Raw genomic sequence first — 20,686 nt, 5'->3', positions numbered from 1 at the left:
CCTACGTCATGACCGCCGACACGTGGCGAGCTGCCTCCGGGGCCACCTCGACCCACACAGCCCCGCCGGCTCCCATGGCAGCTGGTCGCGGAGAATCAACCATCACTGCGAGGGAAAGACACCTCCACCCGGCGGTTCTTCTTGCGGCCGGATTCTGTTGAGTTGTCCGCGATGGGGTACTGCTCGCCGTAGCCGCGTACCTCGAAGGTGATGTTGGAGTCGTTCAGTTCCGAGTCGAGGACGTCGTGTACGGCGTTGGCGCGGCTGCGGGAGAGGGTGTCGCCGTGGGCGGAGGATCCAAGGTTGTCCGTGAAGCCGAAGACGCGGACCTTTGTGGCGTTCTGGGTGTTGATCTCCTCGGCGATCGCGGAGATGCGGGCCTTCGACTCGGCGCTGAGTTTTGCGCTGTCCTTGCCGAACAGGACTTCGGCCTGGAGGGCGAACTTGACGTCCGCGTTGGTGTCCTCGCGGCGTTCGTCGCCGCTCTGGTCTTCGACGACCTGCTTGATGTCCAGGACCTTGGGTTCGGCGAGGGTGGCGCCTTCCGGGAGCTTGAGGTCGGGGTCGTTGGGGTCGACTTCGACGGGGGCGGAGGCGGTGGCTTCGGTGCCTGGGGGGACGCTGGGGTCGTCTTTGGCGTGGGCTGTTGTGGTGGCGTAGAGGGTCGTGGTGAGGAGGAATGTGGCGGTGGTGAGTGCGGTCATGGTGAGGCGGGTTTGGGTCATGGCTGGCCTCAACCGGAGATGGTGATGGTGCCGCTGGCGAACGTCGGCAGTTGGAAGGAGACTTCGGTTGTGCTGGTCGGTGGCGCGGGGAACTGCATGAATACGGGGATGGAAGCGCCGCCCTTGATCCTCGGGATGCTCGTCGTGGTCAGTGGGCGGCCGTCCGTGTCCCGCAGTACGTAGTAGCGCTTCTTGCTCGCCGAATCCACGAGCGTCGCTCCACCGAGCGACGAGCCGTGTCTGATGATCTCCGTCTCGTCACCTGCGGTGCGCACCGAGACCCGAACCGACTCGTCTCCGTCGTTCTTCAACTCACCGCTGACGGTCACGAAACCGCCGGAGTCCCTGGTGGCTGAGGTGATCTGCAGGATGAGGCCGTCCTCGCCGCGGAGTTCGACCAAGGGTTCATCCGTGCCTTCCTGAGCACTCGGTTGCAGCCTGCCTTCCTCGGAAGTGGACGCGGAATTGTTCGGCTTCTTGTCCTCACCGCCACCGCCGCTGCCGCAACCGGCCACACCGAGGGCCAGACCAGCCGCAACAGTCAGTGCGACCATCCCCCTGCGGGCCTTCGTAGTGAACCGAATGCTCATGACTCCATTTCCTTCATCACTCGTCGTTCGCTTGTGAGTCGGCCAGATGGACGTCGAAGAGGTCCTCGGGTGCCGGCAGGATGTCCAGGTCATCCGGGTCCAGGTCCCAGTCCCTGTCCTTGCAGTCCAGGTCCGGCAGGACATCGTCACCCGCATCCTCGCCAGTTAGTTCGAACGAACAGCGCGGCTCGATGACGGCAGTGGCGGTTGCCGTCGCGTACATGTCCTCCGTACCGGGCACGATGGTGTCTCCGACGGGCTCAGTGGTCTCGATGCCGACCGTGTAGCCGAGGAGCTCCGGATCACAACCGGTCACTCGCGCGTCGTTCTGCGCAGCGAGCTGATCTGCGCGCCAGCAGGAGTTGGCTGCCCCCACGTTGCCGTCGAAGATGCCCTGCCACGAGTCCGGGTCCAGCACGTTCTCCAGCCACTGGCCCGCGAGCTGATCCCGAAGATCCTGCGCTGCTGCGAGCGCTGCGGCGTCCGCCGCCGTTTGAGCCTCGTTGCGAGTCGCCCCGGCCTGGCCGACCGCAAGGTACGCGAACGCGAGAAAAAGCAGGCCCGCCACCACCGTGATGTAGATGGGGAAGGCCTGCCCTGTGTCGTCGTACCTGCTAAGCCGCGTCAACCTCCGGTGACCTCGTCGATCTTGTCCACGATGGCGTCGTAGATCGACTGCCCGATGTCCGTGCCGGTAATGGCCAGTACGATCGCCACGACAACCGCGATGATCCCCAAATACTCCACCGCCGTCTGCCCCTTGTCGTTGCGGGCGACGCGGGCGCGAAGGTGCGAGACCGTGGTGTTCATCCAGTTGTTCATGGCGTTGCCCTCCGGGTGACTCGGCTTCGGTGCCGGGAGCGTACGGCGGAACGCCGGGGTTGGCAGAGGGTCCCGGGGCCCAATCGTGGGCCCAATCATGCGCTGACGGACGGTCCATCGTCGTCACCCCAACCCCAGCCACTTCGCCGTGGCTTCCGAGCGGCTGGTGCTGTGGAGCTTGGCGAAGATGCGGTTGATGTGGTTCTTGACCGTCTTCTCGCTGATGAAGCACGTGGCGGCGATTTGCTGGTTGTTCATGCCGGATGCGATGAGGTCCATGATCTCCGCCTCCCTCGCGCTGAGTTGGAACCGTGACCGGTATGACGACGACTGTGCCACAACCGGTTGCACTTGCGAAAGGTTTTCCGAAGAATTAGGCGCTGTTGGGGCATCAGAGTTTGCAGTCGCATTTGATGTGGCTCTGAGCCGGGCAAGGAGCGCCCCTGCCGCCGTCGCGGTGAAGTGGGGCCTGCCCCGTTTGATGTCCCGTACCGCCGCCACCAGTTGGTCCGCCGTGAACTCGCCGTGGACCAGGTAACCGTCCGCCCCTCGCCGCAGCGCCTCCTCGACGATCTCCGGCTCGCGGCTGTAGGTGAGCATGACGACGGGGGCGAGCTTTACGAGGTACGGGAGCGCCGCGATGCCGTCCACGCCCGGCATGCGGACGTCCAGGAGGATCACGTCGGGGCGGTGGGCCCTGGCCGCCTCGTACGCCTCTTGGCCGTCCGCCGCCTCCGCCACGACCGTGATGTCCTCACGGCCCGAGAGGAGGGCGGTGAGGCCCGCGCGGACCACGGGGTTGTCGTCGGCCACGACCACACGGAGCGATGTCATCTTTCGGCCTCCTCTCTGGTGCGCGTGTCGAGGGCCGCCAGCGGGAGTTCCAGGCGTACTTCCGTGCCCTTGGGGTGGTCGCCGCGGCCGATGCGGATGCGGGCGCCCACCGAGGCGGCGCGTTCGACCATGCCGACCACGCCGAAGTGGCCTGTTCGGCGGAGTTGTTCGAGGGTGGTTCCGGGCGGGAGGCCGCGGCCGTCGTCGTAGATGCTGAGGACGAGCAGGTCTCCGTCGATGCCTGCCGTTACGTCGATTCGGGTGGGGCTTGCGTGGCGGTGGGCGTTTTCCATGGCCTCCGCCGCGATCGTGAGGAGGTGGCGGGCCACCGCCGGGGGGACGGGGGGTACGGCCGTGTCACCGGTGGGGTGGTAGGTGGTGGGGACGCCTGTCCGGGTCGTGAAGTCCGCTGTACGGGCTTCCAGTTCCGCGAGCACGTCCATGCCCTGCGTCGGGTCCGATGCCCGGCGCAGGTCCGTGAGGAGTTCGCGGGACTCGGCTGCGGCTCGGCGGGCCGAGCGGGCCACCAGCTCCGCCTGGTGTTTGAGCAGGGGTGGATTCAGCTTGTCGACCGAACCCGCCAGGCCGTCCGCCGCCAGAGCCACGCCGTGCAGGGTCTTGGCCACCGAGTCGTGCAGTTCACGGGCAAGGCGGGCGCGTTCCGCCGCCACCGCCTCCGTGACGGCCAGGCGAGCCTGGACCGTGGTGAGGGCGTGGGTGGCTTCGCCGAAGCGGAGCATGAGGTTGCGGAGGGTGGAGCCGAGTGCGCCCGTGATGACGCAGAGGCCGGGGAGGAGGAGGGTTTCGGCGGGGGTCGCGTCCGGGGTCTTCGTGAGGGTGGCGTGGACCAGGAGCAGGATCAGGGACTGGAGGGAGGCGAAGACCGCGGCGCCTCGCCAGCTGTAGACGAGGCCGGCGAGGAGGGGGGTGCAGACGCTGACGTAGGCGAGGGTGCTGTCGGGGCCCGCCGAGATCAGGGGGAGGGAGCCTACGAGGGTGTCGAGCGCCAGGAGGGTGGGGTGGCGGAGGAGTAGCGGGCCGAAGCTTTCCCAGTCTCTGAAGAGGACGTACGAGGCCATGAAGGTGACGACGACCGCTGCGCCTACCAGGCGTACGCCGATGCCGGGGGAGGCGTTGAGGAGGGCTGCGGGGGCGGCCAGGGCGATCATGGCCAGGCGGAAGCCGAAAACTTGGCGGCACATTGCCTGTAGTGCGTTGAGCTGGAGGGCCAGTGCAGGTGCGGGTGGCCCCTGTGAGGGCCGAGCACCCTCGGCGGCTTTCCGTTCATGCGCCATGGTCAGTCCCGACGGTCCCTCCCTCGCCCACCCCACCGGCGGCATCGGCGTGATCGTCATCCCCGTCACTCACCCGTGAGCGTGCCGAAGTCCGTCCCAGAGCCCAGCAACAACCCCGCCCCCAACAGCAGCATCGTCGCCGGCACCATGAACGTCGTGATCATCATCGTGGCCTTGGGTACGGCCCGCGCCGCCTTGCGCCGCGCGTTCTGCGCGTCCGTGCGCCGCATGTCCTTCGCCAGCGACACCAGCGTGTCCACGATCGGCGCCCCCAGCTCCTCCCCCTGCTGCAACGCCGTCACGAACATCGCGACCTGCTCGGAGTCATTGCGGCGCCGCAGTTCCGCGAAGGCCTGGCGGCGGCTCATGCCGAGGTCCATCTGACGCAGGGTGATACGGATCTCGTCGGCCCACGGACCCTCGTAGCGCGAGGCGACCCGGTCGAGGGCCTGGCGGAAGCCGAGGCCCGCGCTGACCACGACCGCGAGGACGTCGAGGAAGTCCGGCAGCGTGCGCTCGATCACGTCCTTGCGGACCCGGATCGCCGACCAGAGACCGACCTCCGTCCAGAACGCGGCGAAGGCGAACAGCAGCAGGGTCATCAGTACGTTGCCCTGGAGCAGGAACACCAGGCCGCCGACGCCGCCCAGGAAGCCGTACACCGCCCTGCGCGCCGCGTAGCGGTCGATCGTCAGGCCGCCGGGGTTGCCCGCCAGGTCGATCTTGCGGCGGTACTTGGCGACCTGCTTCGGGCCCATCAGACGCAGTACGGCGGGGGCGTACCGCATGCCCATCCGGTCGACCAGCGAGTCCACCGCGCCCGTGCGGGTCGAGCCGACCTCCAGGGCGAGGACTAGGTCGCTGGGTAGTTTCGCCTCCGCCCGGTACATCCGGATCCCGGCGAAGATGCCCCAGACGCCCACACCCATCAGCAGTGCCAGCAGAAGTGCCATGCCGGATCCCTCCCTTCCAAGTCGCTCAGACGTCGATGCGGGACAGGCGGCGGATCATCACGAAGCCGACGGCGTACAGCGCGAACGCGATGAGCACGCAGGCCTGGCCGACCGGGGAGCCCGTCATGCGGTCCAAGGCGCCGTCCTTGACGCCGTTCATGAGGAAGAGCGAGCCGACGCCCATGACCGGGACCGCGTACGACGTCATGCTCACCTGCGACAGCTGGGTGCGGATCTCACGGCGGGTCTCCTTGCGCTCCTCCAGCGTCTCCGTGAGGTTGCGAAGCGCGCTGACCAGCTGGCCGCCGGCCCGGTTCGACAGCACCAGCGTGGTGACCAGGACCACCAGTTCCCGGGACGGCAGCCGGTCGGCCATCTCCCCCAGCGCCTCGTCCATCGACGCGCCCACCGCCAACTGGTTGGACACCTTGGCCAGTTCCTCGCCAGCGGGCGCCTCCAGCTCCTCCGCCGCCATGCTGATCGCGGTACGCAGGGCGAGACCGGCCTGGGTGGCGTTGGCCAGGATGCGGGCCAGTTCGGGGAGTTGGTTGATGAACTTCTCGATGCGTTTCTGGCGTTGCCAGTTGAGGAACTGGACCGCCACCCAGACGCCCAGCAGCCCGGCGATCGGGCCGAAGAAGGGGGCGAGGGTGGCCTGGCCGATCAGCCACAGCCCGGCGACCGCGGCGAGCATCGCGACGAAGAACTCGCCGGGCGTCACGTCCAGACCCGTCGCCAGCAGCCGCAGCTCCAGCTTCCGGCCCAGTTGCGTACGGCGCAGGCGGCGGTCCAGATTGCGGAACCGGCGTCTGCGGCCGACCGGCTGGACCTGGCCGGTGGACGACAGGCGCTCCACCAGGGCCTGGCGCTGGGCCCTGCCCATGGCGTAGGCGTGCAGGCCGGCCACGGCGAGGACGCAGGTCAGCAGGGTGACACCGGTGGTGAGGGAGACGAGGGTCGTCAGTTCCATGGGTCGGCTCCTGCCTACCGGGCTTCTCGGGTGGCCAGCTGCTGCGCGGACTGGGCGACGCCGAAGGCCTGGGGGACGGGCTGGCTCGCCATGTAGAGGCGGTCGGCGCTGCGGCGGGTGAGCGGGAAGTACTCGAAACCGCCGTAGATACGGCCGTCGGCGGCCATCGGCTGTGCGTTGAAGCGGGCGACCGTGGCCAGCCGGTACGGCTCTCCGCCGTGGCTGTCGAGCAGCGCGATCTCGGTGACCCGGCGCGCCCCGTCCGCGAACCGGGTGAGCTGCACGATCACATCGACCGCGCTGTTGATCTGGTCGTGCAGCGCCGCGAAGGGCACCTCGACGTCGGACATGGAGGCCAGGGTCTGCAACCGCATCAGCGCATCCTCCGCGCTGTTGGCGTGCACGGTGGCCAGCGAGCCGTCGTGGCCGGTCGACATCGCCTGGAGCATGTCCAGCGACTCACCGCCGCGGACCTCACCGACGACGATCCGGTCGGGGCGCATGCGCAGCGAGTTGCGGACCAGGTCGCGGATGGTCACCTGGCCCTGGCCCTCCACGTTGGGTGGCCGGGACTCCAGCCGGACCACGTGGTGCTGCTGGAGCTGGAGTTCCGCCGAGTCCTCGATGGTGATGATCCGCTCGCTCTCGGGGATCAGCCCGGACAGCGCGTTGAGCAGCGTCGTCTTGCCGGTGCCGGTGGCGCCCGAGACGATGATGTTGAACCGCGCCTGCACCAGCCCCGCCAGCAGATACACCATCGGCTCGTCCAGCGAGCCGAACTGGATCAGCTCCTGGAGCGTGAAGGAGCGCGGGAAGCGGCGGATGGTGAGCGTGGCGCCGGTGAGGGACAGCGGCGGGATGATGACGTTGACGCGCTCACCGGACGGGAGGCGGGCGTCGACCATCGGATTCGACTCGTCCACGCGGCGGTTGACCGTGGAGACGATCCGCTCGATGGTCTGCATCAACTGGTCGTTCGAGGCGAAGCGGAGCGGCAGTTGCTCCACCCGGCCGCCGCGCTCCACGAAGATCGCGTCGGGGCCGTTCACCATGATCTCGGTGATCGACGCGTCTTCGAGGAGCGGCTCCAGGATCCCGAGTCCGAGCGCCTCGTCGACGACCCGCCGGATCAGCTGCGACCGCTCGACCGTCGACAGCACCGGGCCCTCACGGCTGATGATGTGCCCGAGCACCCGCTCCAGCCGCGCCCTGCGCTCGGCCGCCGCAAGCGCGCTCATCTCCGCGAGGTCGATCTCCTCCAGCAGCTTGGCCCGGTACGAGGCGACCAGGTGCCCGTCCTCGCCCCGGCTGCCGTTCTCCTCCGGGGAGTTGATCCGTGCCCGCAGACTCATCGCCGTAACTCCCTGCTCAGCGGTCCATCGGCATGGTGGCGGTCTTGCGGGCGGGGTCGAAGTCCCAGCCGGGGACGATCGACGGGATGTCGATCGTGGCGGTGACCTCGACCTCGTCGCCCAGATCCGCCCTCGTACAGGCGGCGTCGAGCCAGGAGCTGACCGCGTTCTGGCAGTCCTGCGCGTAGGGCCCGTCGAGCGAGGCGCTGCGCGCGCCGGTGCGGGCGGCCGTACCGGCCTGCTGCGCGGTGTAGGCGATCAGGCCGATCTGTACGGCGGCCATCGCGACGAGGATCAGGATCGGGATGAACCCGAGGTATTCGAGGGCGACTTGCCCGCGGTCGCGGCTTTTGCGCTCGTACGCCGCCCCAGTCCGGCCTTCATGGCCGGACGCCACCCCAGTCCCGCCTTCACGGTCGTACACCATCTCAGTCCGACTCCTCCACGACGGCCCCCGCGTGGCCGACGACGCCCGGGAACTGGAAGCCGACCGAGCCGGGGAAGAGCACCGGCACCTCAAGACGCACGTCGGCCGTGACCAGGCCGCCGCTCTCGCCGCAGGACACCTCGGCACCCCCCTCCCACGCGGACGGCAGATGCCGTACGCCCGCCTCCTGGCAGGCCGCCTGGCGGTCCTCCGCTGCCGTGCCCGCCCGTACCGCCTCGTCCGCAGCGTTCCCCGCGAGCGCGTAGGTGTACCCCACGAGCACGAACTGCCACAGCAGCACCAGCGTCAGAATGATCAGCGGTGTCATCCCGAGGAACTCGATGGTGACCTGGCCTCGGTCCCGGTCCTCAGGCGCCATCCTCATCCGTCCCTCCGCCGCAGGAAGCCCACCGACCCGCGGCCCCCCTTGCGGTCGCCCACCGGCGCCTTGACCAGCCCCAGCTCCGCCGCGAGGCCCCACAGGGCCTGCTTCACGGCGCTTCTGTTGTCCAGTTCGTGGACGCGCCCGGCGTCCACCACCCCTTGCAGTTCCTTGAAGTTGGCGGGCACGGCCGTCGCGGCGACCGACGTGCCGGTGATCTTCTGGATGAGGGGCGGCTGGATCTCCGTACCGCGCGTGTGCCGGTTGACGACGACCGTGGTCTCCTCGGCCTTGCGGATCTGCAGCCGGTCCCACATCCGCACCGTCCGCTTGGCGCCCCGGACGGCGACCACGTCCGGCGTGGTGACCAGCAGGGCGGTGTCGGCCATCTCCACCGCCGCCGCGCTCGCGCCGCTCACCTGGGCGCCGCAGTCGATGACGACGGTCTCGTAGCGGGAGCGCAGGGCGCTGACGATCTGCCGGGCGGCGCGGTCGGTGACCTCCTCGCCGCGTTCGCCCTCGGCGGGGGCGAGCAGCAGGGCGACGCCGGTGTCGTGCCGGAAGACGGCGTCGGCGAGGACGCGCGGCGAGATGTCGGTGATGGCGGCGAGGTCGGCGACGGAACGCCGGAACTGTACGTCCAGATACGACGCGACGTCCCCGGCCTGGAGGTCCATGTCGACCAGCACGGTGGAGCGGCCCGACGCCTGGGAGGCGAGCGCCAGCTGGATGGCGGCGAGCGTCGCCCCGACCCCGCCCTTGGCGCCGCTGACCGTGACGACGGTGCCGCCGACGCCGGTGAAGACGTCACCGCCGTGGCCCAGGTGCCGTCGTACCCCCACCGACCACTGGGCGACCGCCTGCACGCGGTTGGCCAGTTCCTCGTACGACAGCGGCAGGGCGACCAGGCCGCGCGCGCCGGAGTCCATGGCGGCCTGGAAGAGGCCGGGGCTCGCGTCGGAGGTGACGAGGATGACGCCGACGGCCGGGAAGCGCAGCGCCACCTCACGGATCAGCTCCAGGGCCGGGACGGGGCCGATGCGTTCGTGGACGACGACGACTTCGGGCAGTTCGTCGACGGACTCGGCGGCGAGGCGCGCGAGGGTGTCGATGAGCTGGGTGGAGTCGACGACCGGGGCCACCGGTTCGGCGTCCGGGAGCTGGCTGAGCAGGGTCGTGACCGAGCGGACCGCGTCCGCGTCGCCGACGGCCGGCAGGATCCTCGTGGGCATGCGGGCCTCACTTGTCCTTCGCGAGTTCGTAGGTGCGGTCCTCGTCGGGGACGGTGGTGTCGCCGCCGGGCGCGACCAGGGCGAGCCGGACGCGCTCGGCGAACGACTCCGCGTACGTGATGCGCTGGGCGTCGATGGTGGACAGCGCGAAGGTGATGGGCACGGCCTCGGTGGCGCGCCGGGTGCGGTCGTCGGCGTCGGGTTCCAGGGCGGTGAGCTCGCCAACGTCGATCACTTGGGCGTTCGTCACGATGATCTTCGACTGGGCGGGGTCGCCCTCTCGCTCACCCGCGAAGGTGGCGTACACGTTGACCGTGGATCCCGGCGTGATCTTGCCGGCCACTCCGGTCGCCGCGTCGATCATGATGGCGACCTCCTGCTGCCCGGGCCGCAGGGCGGGCTGATCCACGATCATGTCGGTCTGCAGCAGGGAGCCCTCGCGCAGGGTGGTGACGGCGATCTTGCCCCTGACCTGCCGCAGATCGGTCACGGCGTTTTCCGACAGCCAGCGCTCGGGCATCTTGATCTGCTCGAACTTGTCCTCGGTGAGGGTCGTGTAGGGCGCCACGTCGTCCTTCAGCCGGTACGCGGTGACCTCGGGGCCGACCTTGGACTCGACGTCGTTGATGACGGAGAGCACGCCCGCGAACGCGCCGAGGGCGCACAGGACGGACAGAAGCAGGAGTATCACGCCGCGGCGCTGACGGGAGTTCATGAAGCGTGCAACCTCATTGGGGGGTGGGGTCGAAGGGGTCGGGGGTCTCGTCGGGGGTCTGGTCGAGGGTCTCGTCGGGGGCCTTATCGGGGGCTCATCGGGGCAGCGGGTCACCCCGCCGGAAGCTGGAGCTGGTTCTCGTACGACGGTGCCGTCGCGGAGCAGAACACGCACCGGTCGCCGATGACGTCGATGCCGCACCAGTGGCAGCGGCTGCGGCGTACGGAGCTGACCAGCTGGTAGAGCACCGGCAGGTCGGGCAGATAGGTGCAGAACTCGATCAGCTTGCCGGTCCCCCACCAGTCGGCGGACTCGGCGGGCAGCCGCACCTCGCGCAGGCCCTGCACGCGCCAGGCGGGCGCCAGCGCGGCGGTGACCCAGTCGGACTGGAGCTGTCCTCGGGCGAGCAGCATGCAGGTGCCGAACTCCGGTCCCGCGAGCCGCGCTTCCGGGCCGATCCGGACCAGCTGCGGCTCGGGATGGGCGATCACCCCGAACTGGCTGCCCGGGACCCAGGACTTGGCGTGCGACTTGAGGCCGACGGGGACACGGTCGAGCCGGGCGACGGAGCCGAGGAGTGCTCCGGCGTGGATGTAGTGGGTGAGCAGTCGGCCCGCGGAGGCGAGGACGCCCGGGCTGAGGTCGCAGGAGGCGAGCTGTCTCAACTGGCGGGCGAGGACGGCGAGTCCGAGTGGCGGCAGATCGGGGCGGAAGAGGGCGATCCGGTCACTCTCCAGCAGGGACCGGATGGTGTGCAGCCGCCGCTCCACTCCCGCCGGAACGGCCCGCGAGCAGGCGACGATCACATGCCCGTGCGCCTCGATCAGCGCCTGCATCTCGGCGAGCACCTGCTCCAGCGGGCGTTTGTCCACATCGTGCAGGACGACGGCGGGCAGGGTCCGCTCGTCCTGCGGCGGCAGCGCCATGTCGGCACTGGTCACGGCAACGGCTGTTGGCACGCGCAGCTCCCCGTTCCCACCCAAGTCCGGCCCGCCGATGCAACTCTCGTGCACCGGGACGACTTCATTGCGTGACTACCTCAGCACTGTATCCACGCCTCCGTGACCGGAGAACAGCGTTTCCGTAGCCGGACGACAACTCGCGTTGCACAAGAGATGTCAAATCGGGACAGGGTGAGCATCCCGACCGAACCCGAGAGGGTGAGGCGCCTGTGGGCGGCTGACGCGCCTGCCGAATTGGTCTGGACCCCTTGACAGTTGAATTGGTCTGGACCAACTTGGGTGAGCCGGGAAGCCCGGAACCCCGGAAGCCCCCTCTCCCCCACCGGAGGCCTCAGTGGACCGCAAACGCAGACGTACCCGCATGTGGTCGGGAGCGGTGACCGCCGCCCTCGCGCTCACCGTGTCGACGATCGGCCAGGCATCCGCCGCGGACATCAACAACGCCAAGAACGCCGGCTTCGAGTCGGGCCTGAGCAGCTGGACCTGCTCGGCGGGCAGCGGTACGGCGGTCTCCTCGCCGGTGCACGGCGGCTCGTCCGCGCTGAAGGCGACGCCGGCCGGGCAGGACAACGCGCGCTGCACGCAGACGGTGGCGGTGCAGCCCAACTCGACGTACACGCTGAGCGCGTGGGTTCAGGGCGGCTACGCCTACCTGGGCGCGACGGGCACGGGCACGACGGACGTCTCGACGTGGACCCCCGACTCGTCCTCGTGGAAGAAGCTGTCGACGACCTTCACCACGGGCTCCTCGACGCGCTCGGTGACGATCTACACGCACGGCTGGTACGGCCAGGCGGCGTACTACGCGGACGACGTCTCGGTGTTCGGCCCCGACGGCGGCGGGGGCGGCGACCCGGCGCCGACGATCCCGGGCGCGCCGGCCGGACTGTCCGTGTCGGGGACGACATCCTCGTCGGTCTCCCTGTCCTGGAACACGGTCTCGGGCGCGACGGGCTACAACGTCTACCGCGACGGTACGAAGGTGACGGCGGTGACCGGCACGTCGGCGACCGTGACCGGGCTCGCGGCGTCGACGTCGTACAGCTTCCAGGTCACGGCGACCAACGCGGCGGGTGAGTCGCCGAAGTCGGCGGCGGTGACGGGGACGACGGCGCCCACGGGCGGTGGCGGCTCCGATGTCCCCCGGCACGCGGTGACCGGCTACTGGCAGAACTTCAACAACGGGGCGACCGTGCAGCGGCTGTCGGACGTGCCGGGCCACTACGACATCATCGCGGTGGCGTTCGCGGACGCGACGACGACGCCGGGGGCCGTGACGTTCAACCTGGACTCGGCGGGGCTGGGCGGCTACACGGTGGACCAGTTCAAGGCCGACATCCGGGCCAAGCAGGCCGCGGGGAAGAAGGTCATCATCTCGGTGGGCGGCGAGCTGGGCCGCGTATCGGTGAACGACTCGACGTCGGCGACGAACTTCGCGAACTCGGTGTACTCGCTGATGCAGACGTACGGCTTCGACGGCGTGGACATCGACCTGGAGAACGGCCTCAACGCGACGTACATGACGCAGGCGCTGCGCTCGCTGTCGGCGAAGGCGGGCCCGTCGATGGTGCTCACGATGGCGCCGCAGACGCTCGACATGCAGTCGACGTCGAACGCGTACTTCCAGACGGCGCTGAACGTGAAGGACTTCCTCACGGTCGTCAACATGCAGTACTACAACAGCGGTTCGATGCTCGGCTGCGACGGCAGGGTCTACAGCCAGGGCTCGGTGGACTTCCTGACGGCGCTGGCCTGCATCCAGCTGGAGAACGGCCTCGCCCCGTCCCAGGTGGGCCTCGGCCTCCCCGCCTCGACGCGGGCGGCGGGCAGCGGGTACGTCTCACCGACGGTGGTGAACAACGCCCTTGACTGCCTGACCCGCGCGACGAACTGCGGCTCCTTCAAGCCACCGCGGACGTACCCGGACCTGCGCGGCGCGATGACGTGGTCGACGAACTGGGACGCGGCGAGCGGTAACGCGTGGTCGAACGCGGTGGGGCCGCACGTGGATGCGCTGCCGTAGCCCTTGGAGGTTCTTGGCGCCGGCCGTGGGTGTTTGGACGCGGCCGGCGCTGTTCTCAGGCAGCTAGTGCCGCGTCAGGCGGACCCGGTGGTGTTGGCCGGCTCGGGCGATCCGGTGGGCTTGATGTTCTGGTTCGCGTGGAAGAAGTTGTCCGGGTCGTAGGCCCGCTTGATCTCCGCGAGCCGCTCGTAGTTGCGGCGGTACGTGGCCAGCACACGGTCGCGGCCCTCGTCAGCGCCTATGAAGTTCACGTACGAGCCGCCCATTGAGTAGGGATGCAGCGCCCTGCAGTAGTCGCCGCTCCACTCCTTGACGAGCTCGGCGTTGGCCGGGTCGGGATCGACGCCGGCGATGACACCGGACCAGACGGCGTCGCGGTAGCCCCAGGCCGTCTCGTCCGGGCCCACCCGGTGCGCGGCCCCGTCGACCGGGTACAGGTGCATCGTCGACAGAGGGGTCGGCAGGTTCTGCCCGTACGTGAGATGTACGTCGATCGAGTCGTCGTCGATCCGGTCGAAGAAGGCGCCCCGCCAGTACCACTGCAGCCCTTTCCGGTACAGCTCGTCGAACATGCTCTGCAGCGCGGGATACGGCATCGGTGTCGCGAAATGAAACGCCGGCGGGCCCGGCTGATCCACAGCAGCGAAGATCTCATCCGTTCGGCCCAGGTCGCCCGTGAGGCACCACACCACGCCGCACACCTTCTGCCCGTGGATCTCCTCCGGGAACGGCGGCCCCGGCGGCACGACGAACAGGGCGAAGAAGCCGTAGACGTCCTCGGCCGCACCCGGGAGGAAGTCGCGGTACCACTCCAGCACCTCACGGATCCGCTCGACCGGCCACACGGTGACGCCGAACCCGATCGTGTCCACCGGGTGCAGCCGGTAGGTGAAGGAGGTGATGACCCCGAAGTTCCCACCCCCACCGCGCAACGCCCACAACAGGTCGGGCCGTTCATCCTCGCTCACCGTGACGAAGGTGCCATCGGCGAGCACTACGTCCGCGCCCAGCAGGTTGTCCGCCGTCAGGCCGTACTTACGGGTCAGGTAGCCGTGGCCGCCACCGAGGGTCAGCCCGCCGACACCGGTCGTGGAATTGATGCCCGAGGGCGTCCCGAGGCCGAATCCGTGTGCGGCGTGGTCCAGGTCGCCGAGCTGACTGCCGGCGCCGACCCAGGCGGTGCGGGTCACCGGGTCCACCCGCGCCCAGCGCATCAGGGACAGGTCGAGGGTCAGCGCGTCGTCCACCACGCAGAGGCCGGGGCCGCTGTGTCCACCGCCTCTGACTGCGAGGTCCAGGCCGCGCTCGCGGGCGAACCGAACTGTCCGGATGACGTCCGTCGCATCCACACATCGCGCGAACGCCGCGGGGTGTCTGTCGATCATCGCGTTGTAGATCGCGCGGGTTTCGTCGTACGCGTCGTCCTGCGGACCGATCACCGGTCCGCGCAGCGTCTCGCGCAGCGCATCGAGAGTCGCGCCGTCCATGAGAACTCCTCTGCAGGGCCCGCGCCCGGCACCTCCCCGGCCTTCCGCCTGCCGGCCGCACTATGGATCACATGGGCGCGCCCCGCCGGCCCCCTTCGGCGGCGCGTCGTCAGAGCCGTCGGCAGCCGCCACGACGCCTCCTCGGGGCCCGCAACCGCCACAACTCACTGAGGGCCGAGGGCCGACAACTTAAGCCTTCCATCGACCCTCCGCCCACGCAACGCGATCGAGGGCCGGGGCCTGCGGCGCGCCCCGCCAACCTGGTATCGCGGCAGCTCAGGCCCGGCGGGCAGTGGGCCGAACGCGGCGGCGTCCGGCAGTGGGTTACTCAGGTGGGGCGTCCAGCCGAGTGCCCCTCAGCCTCGTGCCTCGACCTCACGCCAGAAGGCGTCGACGCGTGCGTTGAACACGTCCGGTACCTCCTGGAAGGGCTGATGGGCCTCACCGGGCAGTACTTCGAACCGGGCCCCCGGGATCCCCTCGGCGACCACGCGACCGAGGCGCGGTGGCGCGGCGCGGTCGAGCTCGCCGGCCAGGACGAGGGTGGGCGCGGTGATCTGTGCCAGGCGGTCGAGCGTGTCGTGGGTTCTGAACGCTTCGAGCTGGCGCTGGAAGGCTTCGGTGGACTGCGGGTGCGGGAAGGCCAGCGTCTCCTCGATGAACCCCTCGACCGTGCCGTCGGCGTGTGCACGCGGCGTGTAGACCCACAGGTAGAACGCATCGAGCATGGCGCGCTCGCTCGGGGCGCGCTCGGCCATCCAGTGCCAGAAGCCCGTCATGGTGCGGAGGTAGGCATCGGAGCGAGCCCACGTGCTCATGAGAACGAGGCTGCGGACGAGCCCGGGATGGCCCAGCGCCAGCTCTTGGGCGATGAGGCTGCCTCCCGAGAAACCGGCGATGTGGGCGGCGGGGATGTCGAGCGCGCGCAGCAGCGCGGCGGCGTCGTCGGCCATCCCTGGCACCGACAGCGGCCCCTCGGGCAGCGGCGTGCGCCCGGCGCCGCGGTTGTCGAAGGCGGTGATCCGGTAGCGGTCGGAGAGCCCGTCGAGCTGCGCCTGCCACACTTCGGCGGGATCGCCGAGCCCCGCGATGAGAAGGACGTCGGGTCCCTGGCCCCGACGCTCGACCCAGAACTCGGCGCCGTTGGCGTTGATCATTTCGCCCATCCTCGGCCTCCCTGGGCGGCCTCGCGGTGCTGCTGCGGCGCGTCGAGACCGCCGACTCCTCGGCATGGTCGACGGGCGGGAGCCGCCCCCGCCTACGGCGTCGAAGCGGACTGGCTCGCCCGAGTGCCGCGGCGGCACCAGATGGCGGGCCGCACTCCCAGCGTCCCACAGGCCAGGGAGCCCTGCCCGGAGCGGCTGGCGGCCGACTGATCCACGCCGCGCAGGTCCGACGGGCAGGCCATCTCCATCACCGGATGCGGCTGCCCTCGACAACGAGCCGCACGGTGCGCAGAGCTCGAAGGGGCATGATCGACAGGCGCCCTGTGGCGACCACGTCCTCGTCACCGTCGCACTGCGCCACCAGTGCCTGTGGCCGATCATGTGATCACGCGCCCGGACCGGCGCGTCACATCACGACAGGGCAAACGTTGCCTAATGCGGCACCAGGGAAGAATGAATCCGACTGACAGCACGAAGCATCTCGTCTCGGTTCTTCGCTCGCTTGATCCATGCCGGGAGGCGGGCCACCAACGTCATCCTGGGGCCGGTCTCGTACGAGGGCGCTCGTTCCCGCAGCGACGCTTGGACGAAGCGGCGGATCACGTCGAGATGTTCGAGGTTGTACGCCCACAACCACCCATGCCGGGTCTCAACCTGGAGCCACAGCGGCAAACCGAAGTACGGATCCGTCGCGGGTTGACCTGTGCCGCCGGGGAGCTTGTCACCCGCGCGCAGTGGCTGGTGGGCGTCTACGGTCGAGGGTGCCAACCAAGTCGCGCTGTCAAGAGAAGAGCCCCGAGGTGGAGCCGTGTGACACCGCGTCGATGGCTGACCCCAGCTCGCAGCCTGATCAGCGTGCGGCGCAGTTTCTGCCGGAAAACTCACGCTGCGGATAAGGCCCGTCGGGCAAGGCGCCGCGCAGCCAATCAGTGATCCACTCGGCCAGCGACTGCCCGAGAGGGGCCAGGGCATGTTCGGTGCAGCAGCACAGGTTGGGGTCCCAGTCCCACATCTGCCCGTCGACCGTCCTGAAATCGATCAGAGCCCACATGGCGCAGCCCCGGTCCATGAGCGGAACGATCCCCGGCGGGAGAGGATCCTCGGGATCAGCGAAGTCACGGTATGCCTCCGTGAGATCGGCACAGTCGCTGAACCAGTCGCCGGTGTCCGTCAGGGACACCACCCTCCAGGGCCCGAAGCCGCCGTTGGCAACTTCGAGGTAGAGCCTCCGTAGAAGCCGGGGCATCGGGTGCCCCACCATCTGCTCCACCGCCCGGACGTCATCCGCGGACGCAGGGTCGGGCAGTTCCCGATCGGCCACATGCGCACGGACAGCGAGGATGAGATCGTCGTCAGTCACAAGCGGATCTTCGGCCACCTCGACCCGCTTGTCGATGGGCGAATCTCCACGGGCGGTTGTAGGCCGGACCGTAGAGGCCTGTTGGTGGAGTGCCGTCGGGGCCGCCCGCTTCTTTGCCAGTGTCGTGCTTCCACGACCCGAGTAAAGGGCGCTACGCGTCGGCTCCGCCGATCGGCCTTCGGCCGCCCCTTGACTCGGCTCGCTCCAGCACGGGGAAGAAGCGAGCGAGCGGCCCGCAAAGGCGGGTGGCCGAGGCCAGCGGTCGCCTGGGTCGGCTGCGTAGTCGGCCGGAGTAGACGGGCGCGTCAGCGGCTCCCATGCACGCCGGGTGGGCTTGGCGGCTTGCGGCCGGTGGGTGGGCGCGCTCGCGAAGTGGGGGCACTCCGTGTAGGTAAGCGGCTGCCGGTAGAGGGGTGAGGGGCAGTGGTGTGCCGGGCAGCTGGCGGCGTAGGGCCGGGTCTCTTGTGTCGCACGCATCCCGCTGGTCCCGTGCCGGGCCGTGATTGGGGCCTTTGGGGCATCGGTCGTCCTGACCCACCACGGTCTTCGACATCGACGAGTGTCCCAAACGCTCCAATCGCCGATGTTTGCGCCGCCCCAGGCCACAACCGCAGGTCGGGGTGCGCCCGCCCACTAGCCCGCAAGCCGCCAAGCCACCCCGGCGTGCCGCCACTGCGCGAGCGCGCCCCGCCCCACCGGCCGCAAGCCGCTAAGCCCGCTCGGCGTGCATGCGAAGTGCTGACGCGCCCCAACCCCGGCCAGCTGCTGAGCCCACCCGCATGGTCGGCCGACCTGGGGCACCCGCCTTCCGGGCCGCTCGCTCGCTTCGTCCCCGTGCTGGAGCGGGTCGGGTCAAGGGTGGCCCGGAGGGCCATCGCCGAAGGCGACGCGAAGCGCCCTTGAGGCGGGCCGTGGAAGCACGACACTGGCCAAGAAGCGGGCGGCCCCGACGGTCACTTGGCGGCGTAAGTTGCCGTTCCTGACCTCGGCAGGGTCGCCCACATCCTCGTTCCACCGCCTGGTTCTCGGGATTCGCCGAAGCCCCAGTCGCCTTCGCAGGCTCGGCAGACGCAGGCCAGGAGACGTAGGGATGCGCGGCGGCGGGTGTCGCAGGCTGTGGCGAGGTGGGGGTTGGTGTGGCGGGGGTGGTTGTCGTAGGCGATCAGACGGAGGGTTGCCGCGCGGTAGCGGAGGGAGAGGTAGAAGTCCGGGGCGTCGGTGAATTGGGCTGCCGTTGCCGTCAGTTCCGAGACCACTTGTAGCGCCGGGTCCAGCATGTCCGTGAGGGCGTGGGTTTTCAGGACCTCCCCTGTTGTCGCCCTTGCCAGTGCCGGGCTGGCCAGTGCGGCGGGGAACGTGAAGCTGTAGGCCAGGGTTTCGGGGATCGGCCTGGTCAGGTTCGTGGGGAGGGGGCGAGGGGGCAGTGGGATGCCTGCATGTGGGGCTCCGTTCCAGTCCGGGGTGGGCAGCAGTCGGTGGCTCGTCTCCCTGGCGCGGGCCCGCCCCTCCCAGGGCAGGAGGTTGCGGGCAGGCTCGCGCGATGCACTGCCGACCGCCACGAGTAGCGGGTGCGTTACTGACTGTAGGGTTGCCGTTGGTTACTTTGCCACGCGCTCGCTGAAATTGACCCGATCGTGGTGCGGCGACTCCGATTGACGGCAGACTGCTGACGACCCGCACGGGAAGGATGGGCATGCCACCGAGGACGACACCCACCGAGCGTCAGAGGCGTCTGGGCAGCGAGCTGCGCAAGATGCGGACGGCCGCCGGGATAACGGCCGACCAGGCCGCCGGGCTGCTCGGCCTCGACCGGGCGAAGATCTCCAACATCGAGACGGGCATCCGCACCATCAGTCCGGAGCGGCTGCGCACCCTCGCCTGCAACTGCGACTGCTCGGACCCGGCGTACGTGGAAGCGCTGGTGGCCATGGCGAGGCCCGACGGGCGGGGGTGGTGGGAGCGTTATCGAGGGACGCTGGCGCCGGGGCTGTTGGACATCGCCGAGTTCGAGACGTACGCAACGCGGATGCGCACGGCCCACATCGTCCACATCCCGGGCCTGTTGCAGACCAGCGACCACGCCCTCGAACTCTTCAGGGCCGTACTGCCTCCCCTGCCCGAGCACGAGGTCGCGCTGCGGCTGGCGTACCGGGTGGAGCGGCAGCAGGTGCTGGACGGGGACGACCCGCCCGAGTACGTCGCCGTCGTGCACGAAGCCGCGCTGCGGATGCAGTTCGGCGGGCGCAAGGTGGCTCGTACGCAGCTCGAGCATCTGCTGGACGCCTCCGAGCGCCCGGCCGTGCGGCTGGTGGTGATTCCGTTCGCCGCCGGTACGTTCCCCGGGTCCGGGCAGACCTTCACCTACCTGGAGGGTCCCGTCTCCCAGCTGGACACCGTCCAGGTAGACAGCACCCACGGGCCGGAATTCCTCAGTGGCGAGGCTCAGTTGGCGAAGTACCGTACCCACCTGGACCTGATGGAGCGCATCGCCCTGTCACCGGACGCTTCGCGCGACTTCGTGCGGGACGTCGCCAACAGCCTCTGAGGAGACCCCCATGGACGGCATCACCTGGGAAGAGCCCTTCTGCGGCGAGGGAGCCAGTTGTTTCCGCCTCGGCACCGACCCCCAAGGCAACGCCTACATAGCCGTCGCCGGTGCCGAGGACACCTACCTCTCCGACACCCGCGAAGCCCTGCGCCGCATGATTCTCGACATCAAGGCCGGGAAGGCCGACCACCTGCTGTGAGGCATGCTCCCGGAAAGGTGTGAAACATTTCCCCCGGCCCACCGCATCAATGAAGTGACGGGCGCCGACGACGGGGGGAAACAGGTCATGCAGGTCCGCCGGGACGAGTACGCGGAGTTCGTCGCGGCACGCGCGGGGCATCTCTATCGGTCCGCCTGTCTGCTCACCGCCGGGGACACCTATCTCGCCGAGGATCTCGTGCAGGAGACCCTCGGGCGGCTGTACATGAGATGGGGGCGCGTCTGGCGTGCCGAGAACCCGGCGGCGTACGCGCAGACCGTCCTCACCCGCGTCTTCCTCGCCCAGAAGCGGCGGCGCAGCAGCACCGAGCGGGCCACCGACGTGCTCCCGGAGACGGCCGCCGCCAGTGGGGACACGACGCTGCGGCTCACCCTGCTTGAGGCGCTCGCGCGGCTGCCCGCCAAGGACCGGGCGGTCATCGTGCTGCGCTACTGGGAGGACCGCAGCATCCAGGAGACGGCCGACGCGATGAACACCAGCTCGGCCGCCGTACGGACCCGGTGTTCCCGCGCCCTTGCCCGGCTGCGGGAGTTGCTCGGTGAGGATCTCGCCGAGTACGCGGCGACCTGAGCCCCGTACGCCCTCGCCTTTCACTTCACCACCACCCTCAAGAAACGGTGATT

General features: G+C 69.4%; 21 protein-coding genes and 1 pseudogene. 4 read left to right on the top strand and 18 right to left on the bottom strand.

Annotation, left to right across the window (positions count from 1 at the left end; genetic code table 11):
• Nucleotides 1–95 precede the first annotated feature (95 nt).
• The 14 genes from SSP24_RS17150 to SSP24_RS17085 form a co-directional block, all read right to left on the bottom strand.
• A complete protein-coding gene (locus tag SSP24_RS17150) occupies nt 96–725 on the bottom strand; it encodes an OmpA family protein (protein WP_141310424.1) in 630 nt (209 codons plus the stop codon).
• 8 nt (nt 726–733) lie between these two features.
• Nucleotides 734–1,315 (bottom strand): hypothetical protein, encoded by a 582-nt coding sequence (locus SSP24_RS17145; protein WP_141310423.1) that lies wholly within the window; start codon nt 1,313–1,315, stop codon nt 734–736.
• A gap of 16 nt (nt 1,316–1,331) precedes the next feature.
• On the bottom strand, nt 1,332–1,943 hold the full coding sequence (locus SSP24_RS17140) for a pilus assembly protein TadG-related protein (RefSeq protein WP_141310422.1): 612 nt from the start codon (nt 1,941–1,943) through the stop codon (nt 1,332–1,334).
• Nucleotides 1,940–2,137 carry a Flp family type IVb pilin gene (locus SSP24_RS17135; RefSeq protein ID WP_141310421.1) on the bottom strand — a complete coding sequence of 66 codons (198 nt, stop codon included), beginning with the start codon at nt 2,135–2,137 and terminating at the stop codon, nt 1,940–1,942. The genes SSP24_RS17140 and SSP24_RS17135 overlap by 4 nt, the downstream gene beginning before the upstream one ends.
• Nucleotides 2,138–2,260: 123 nt before the next feature.
• A complete protein-coding gene (locus SSP24_RS17130; protein WP_141310420.1) occupies nt 2,261–2,971 on the bottom strand; it encodes a response regulator transcription factor in 711 nt (236 codons plus the stop codon).
• Nucleotides 2,968–4,266 (bottom strand): sensor histidine kinase, encoded by a 1,299-nt coding sequence (locus tag SSP24_RS17125; protein WP_229865892.1) that lies wholly within the window; start codon nt 4,264–4,266, stop codon nt 2,968–2,970. The genes SSP24_RS17130 and SSP24_RS17125 overlap by 4 nt, the downstream gene beginning before the upstream one ends.
• A 65-nt stretch (nt 4,267–4,331) precedes the next feature.
• Nucleotides 4,332–5,219, bottom strand: coding sequence for a DUF5936 domain-containing protein (locus tag SSP24_RS17120; RefSeq protein WP_141310418.1), 888 nt, complete (start codon nt 5,217–5,219; stop codon nt 4,332–4,334).
• Between the two features lie 25 nt (nt 5,220–5,244).
• Entirely contained in the window at nt 5,245–6,189 is a 945-nt protein-coding gene (locus SSP24_RS17115) for a type II secretion system F family protein (RefSeq protein WP_141310417.1), read from the bottom strand.
• A 14-nt stretch (nt 6,190–6,203) separates the two neighbouring features.
• A complete protein-coding gene (locus SSP24_RS17110) occupies nt 6,204–7,541 on the bottom strand; it encodes a TadA family conjugal transfer-associated ATPase (protein ID WP_141310416.1) in 1,338 nt (445 codons plus the stop codon).
• Between the two features lie 16 nt (nt 7,542–7,557).
• Nucleotides 7,558–7,968, bottom strand: a complete 411-nt coding sequence (locus SSP24_RS17105; protein WP_141310415.1) for a TadE/TadG family type IV pilus assembly protein — start codon at nt 7,966–7,968, stop codon at nt 7,558–7,560.
• Between the two features lies 1 nt (nt 7,969).
• A complete protein-coding gene (locus SSP24_RS17100; RefSeq protein WP_141310414.1) occupies nt 7,970–8,353 on the bottom strand; it encodes a TadE/TadG family type IV pilus assembly protein in 384 nt (127 codons plus the stop codon).
• Nucleotides 8,350–9,582, bottom strand: a complete 1,233-nt coding sequence (locus tag SSP24_RS17095) for a CpaE/TadZ family protein (protein WP_141310413.1) — start codon at nt 9,580–9,582, stop codon at nt 8,350–8,352. Before SSP24_RS17095 ends, SSP24_RS17100 begins: the two co-directional genes overlap by 4 nt.
• Nucleotides 9,583–9,589: 7 nt before the next feature.
• The gene (gene cpaB / locus SSP24_RS17090; protein WP_141310412.1) at nt 9,590–10,297 is read right to left on the bottom strand and encodes a Flp pilus assembly protein CpaB; all 708 of its coding nucleotides are present in this window, start codon (nt 10,295–10,297) and stop codon (nt 9,590–9,592) included.
• Between the two features lie 110 nt (nt 10,298–10,407).
• The gene (locus tag SSP24_RS17085) at nt 10,408–11,223 is read right to left on the bottom strand and encodes a hypothetical protein (RefSeq protein WP_141310498.1); all 816 of its coding nucleotides are present in this window, start codon (nt 11,221–11,223) and stop codon (nt 10,408–10,410) included.
• Nucleotides 11,224–11,620: 397 nt separating this feature from the next.
• Here SSP24_RS17085 and SSP24_RS17075 point away from each other — a divergent pair, with 397 nt between their 5' ends.
• On the top strand, nt 11,621–13,282 hold the full coding sequence (locus SSP24_RS17075) for a chitinase (protein ID WP_141310497.1): 1,662 nt from the start codon (nt 11,621–11,623) through the stop codon (nt 13,280–13,282).
• Between the two features lie 74 nt (nt 13,283–13,356).
• Here SSP24_RS17075 and SSP24_RS17070 read toward each other — a convergent pair whose 3' ends face one another.
• The 4 genes and pseudogenes from SSP24_RS17070 to SSP24_RS42860 form a co-directional block, all read right to left on the bottom strand.
• Nucleotides 13,357–14,769 carry an FAD-binding oxidoreductase gene (locus SSP24_RS17070; protein ID WP_141310410.1) on the bottom strand — a complete coding sequence of 471 codons (1,413 nt, stop codon included), beginning with the start codon at nt 14,767–14,769 and terminating at the stop codon, nt 13,357–13,359.
• A 356-nt stretch (nt 14,770–15,125) separates the two neighbouring features.
• Nucleotides 15,126–15,926: an alpha/beta fold hydrolase gene (locus SSP24_RS17065; RefSeq protein ID WP_229865894.1), complete on the bottom strand. Its 801-nt coding sequence runs from the start codon at nt 15,924–15,926 to the stop codon at nt 15,126–15,128.
• Nucleotides 15,927–16,367: 441 nt separating this feature from the next.
• Nucleotides 16,368–16,649 (bottom strand): annotated as a pseudogene (locus SSP24_RS45125) (hypothetical protein); the annotation flags it as partial.
• 136 nt (nt 16,650–16,785) lie between these two features.
• Entirely contained in the window at nt 16,786–17,295 is a 510-nt protein-coding gene (locus SSP24_RS42860; RefSeq protein ID WP_167529606.1) for an SMI1/KNR4 family protein, read from the bottom strand.
• A 1,693-nt stretch (nt 17,296–18,988) separates the two neighbouring features.
• Here SSP24_RS42860 and SSP24_RS17045 point away from each other — a divergent pair.
• The 3 genes from SSP24_RS17045 to SSP24_RS17035 all read left to right on the top strand — a co-directional run bounded on the left by SSP24_RS17045 (nt 18,989) and on the right by SSP24_RS17035 (nt 20,633).
• Nucleotides 18,989–19,840: a helix-turn-helix domain-containing protein gene (locus SSP24_RS17045; RefSeq protein WP_141310407.1), complete on the top strand. Its 852-nt coding sequence runs from the start codon at nt 18,989–18,991 to the stop codon at nt 19,838–19,840.
• A 10-nt stretch (nt 19,841–19,850) separates the two neighbouring features.
• Nucleotides 19,851–20,042 (top strand): hypothetical protein, encoded by a 192-nt coding sequence (locus tag SSP24_RS17040; protein ID WP_141310406.1) that lies wholly within the window; start codon nt 19,851–19,853, stop codon nt 20,040–20,042.
• A gap of 87 nt (nt 20,043–20,129) precedes the next feature.
• On the top strand, nt 20,130–20,633 hold the full coding sequence (locus SSP24_RS17035; RefSeq protein ID WP_141310405.1) for a SigE family RNA polymerase sigma factor: 504 nt from the start codon (nt 20,130–20,132) through the stop codon (nt 20,631–20,633).
• The last annotated feature ends 53 nt before the right edge of the window (nt 20,634–20,686 follow it).

Origin of the sequence: Streptomyces spinoverrucosus (assembly GCF_006539505.1) — a bacterium.
Lineage (GTDB): Bacteria > Actinomycetota > Actinomycetes > Streptomycetales > Streptomycetaceae > Streptomyces > Streptomyces spinoverrucosus.
This window is presented reverse-complemented; position numbering and strand designations above follow the sequence as displayed.

Excerpts from the sequence above, each read along its gene's own strand:
- SSP24_RS17150 (WP_141310424.1), bottom strand. The coding sequence starts at position 725 with ATGACCCAAACCCGCCTCACCATGACCGCACTCACCACCGCCACATTC.
- SSP24_RS17145 (WP_141310423.1), bottom strand. The coding sequence starts at position 1,315 with ATGAGCATTCGGTTCACTACGAAGGCCCGCAGGGGGATGGTCGCACTG.
- SSP24_RS17135 (WP_141310421.1), bottom strand. The coding sequence starts at position 2,137 with ATGAACAACTGGATGAACACCACGGTCTCGCACCTTCGCGCCCGCGTC.
- SSP24_RS17130 (WP_141310420.1), bottom strand. The coding sequence starts at position 2,971 with ATGACATCGCTCCGTGTGGTCGTGGCCGACGACAACCCCGTGGTCCGC.
- SSP24_RS17125 (WP_229865892.1), bottom strand. The coding sequence starts at position 4,266 with ATGGCGCATGAACGGAAAGCCGCCGAGGGTGCTCGGCCCTCACAGGGG.
- SSP24_RS17120 (WP_141310418.1), bottom strand. The coding sequence starts at position 5,219 with ATGGCACTTCTGCTGGCACTGCTGATGGGTGTGGGCGTCTGGGGCATC.
- SSP24_RS17115 (WP_141310417.1), bottom strand. The coding sequence starts at position 6,189 with ATGGAACTGACGACCCTCGTCTCCCTCACCACCGGTGTCACCCTGCTG.
- SSP24_RS17110 (WP_141310416.1), bottom strand. The coding sequence starts at position 7,541 with ATGAGTCTGCGGGCACGGATCAACTCCCCGGAGGAGAACGGCAGCCGG.
- SSP24_RS17105 (WP_141310415.1), bottom strand. The coding sequence starts at position 7,968 with ATGGTGTACGACCGTGAAGGCGGGACTGGGGTGGCGTCCGGCCATGAA.
- SSP24_RS17100 (WP_141310414.1), bottom strand. The coding sequence starts at position 8,353 with ATGAGGATGGCGCCTGAGGACCGGGACCGAGGCCAGGTCACCATCGAG.
- SSP24_RS17095 (WP_141310413.1), bottom strand. The coding sequence starts at position 9,582 with ATGCCCACGAGGATCCTGCCGGCCGTCGGCGACGCGGACGCGGTCCGC.
- cpaB (WP_141310412.1), bottom strand. The coding sequence starts at position 10,297 with ATGAACTCCCGTCAGCGCCGCGGCGTGATACTCCTGCTTCTGTCCGTC.
- SSP24_RS17085 (WP_141310498.1), bottom strand. The coding sequence starts at position 11,223 with ATGGCGCTGCCGCCGCAGGACGAGCGGACCCTGCCCGCCGTCGTCCTG.
- SSP24_RS17075 (WP_141310497.1), top strand. The coding sequence starts at position 11,621 with ATGTGGTCGGGAGCGGTGACCGCCGCCCTCGCGCTCACCGTGTCGACG.
- SSP24_RS17070 (WP_141310410.1), bottom strand. The coding sequence starts at position 14,769 with ATGGACGGCGCGACTCTCGATGCGCTGCGCGAGACGCTGCGCGGACCG.
- SSP24_RS17065 (WP_229865894.1), bottom strand. The coding sequence starts at position 15,926 with ATGATCAACGCCAACGGCGCCGAGTTCTGGGTCGAGCGTCGGGGCCAG.
- SSP24_RS17045 (WP_141310407.1), top strand. The coding sequence starts at position 18,989 with ATGCCACCGAGGACGACACCCACCGAGCGTCAGAGGCGTCTGGGCAGC.
- SSP24_RS17040 (WP_141310406.1), top strand. The coding sequence starts at position 19,851 with ATGGACGGCATCACCTGGGAAGAGCCCTTCTGCGGCGAGGGAGCCAGT.
- SSP24_RS17035 (WP_141310405.1), top strand. The coding sequence starts at position 20,130 with ATGCAGGTCCGCCGGGACGAGTACGCGGAGTTCGTCGCGGCACGCGCG.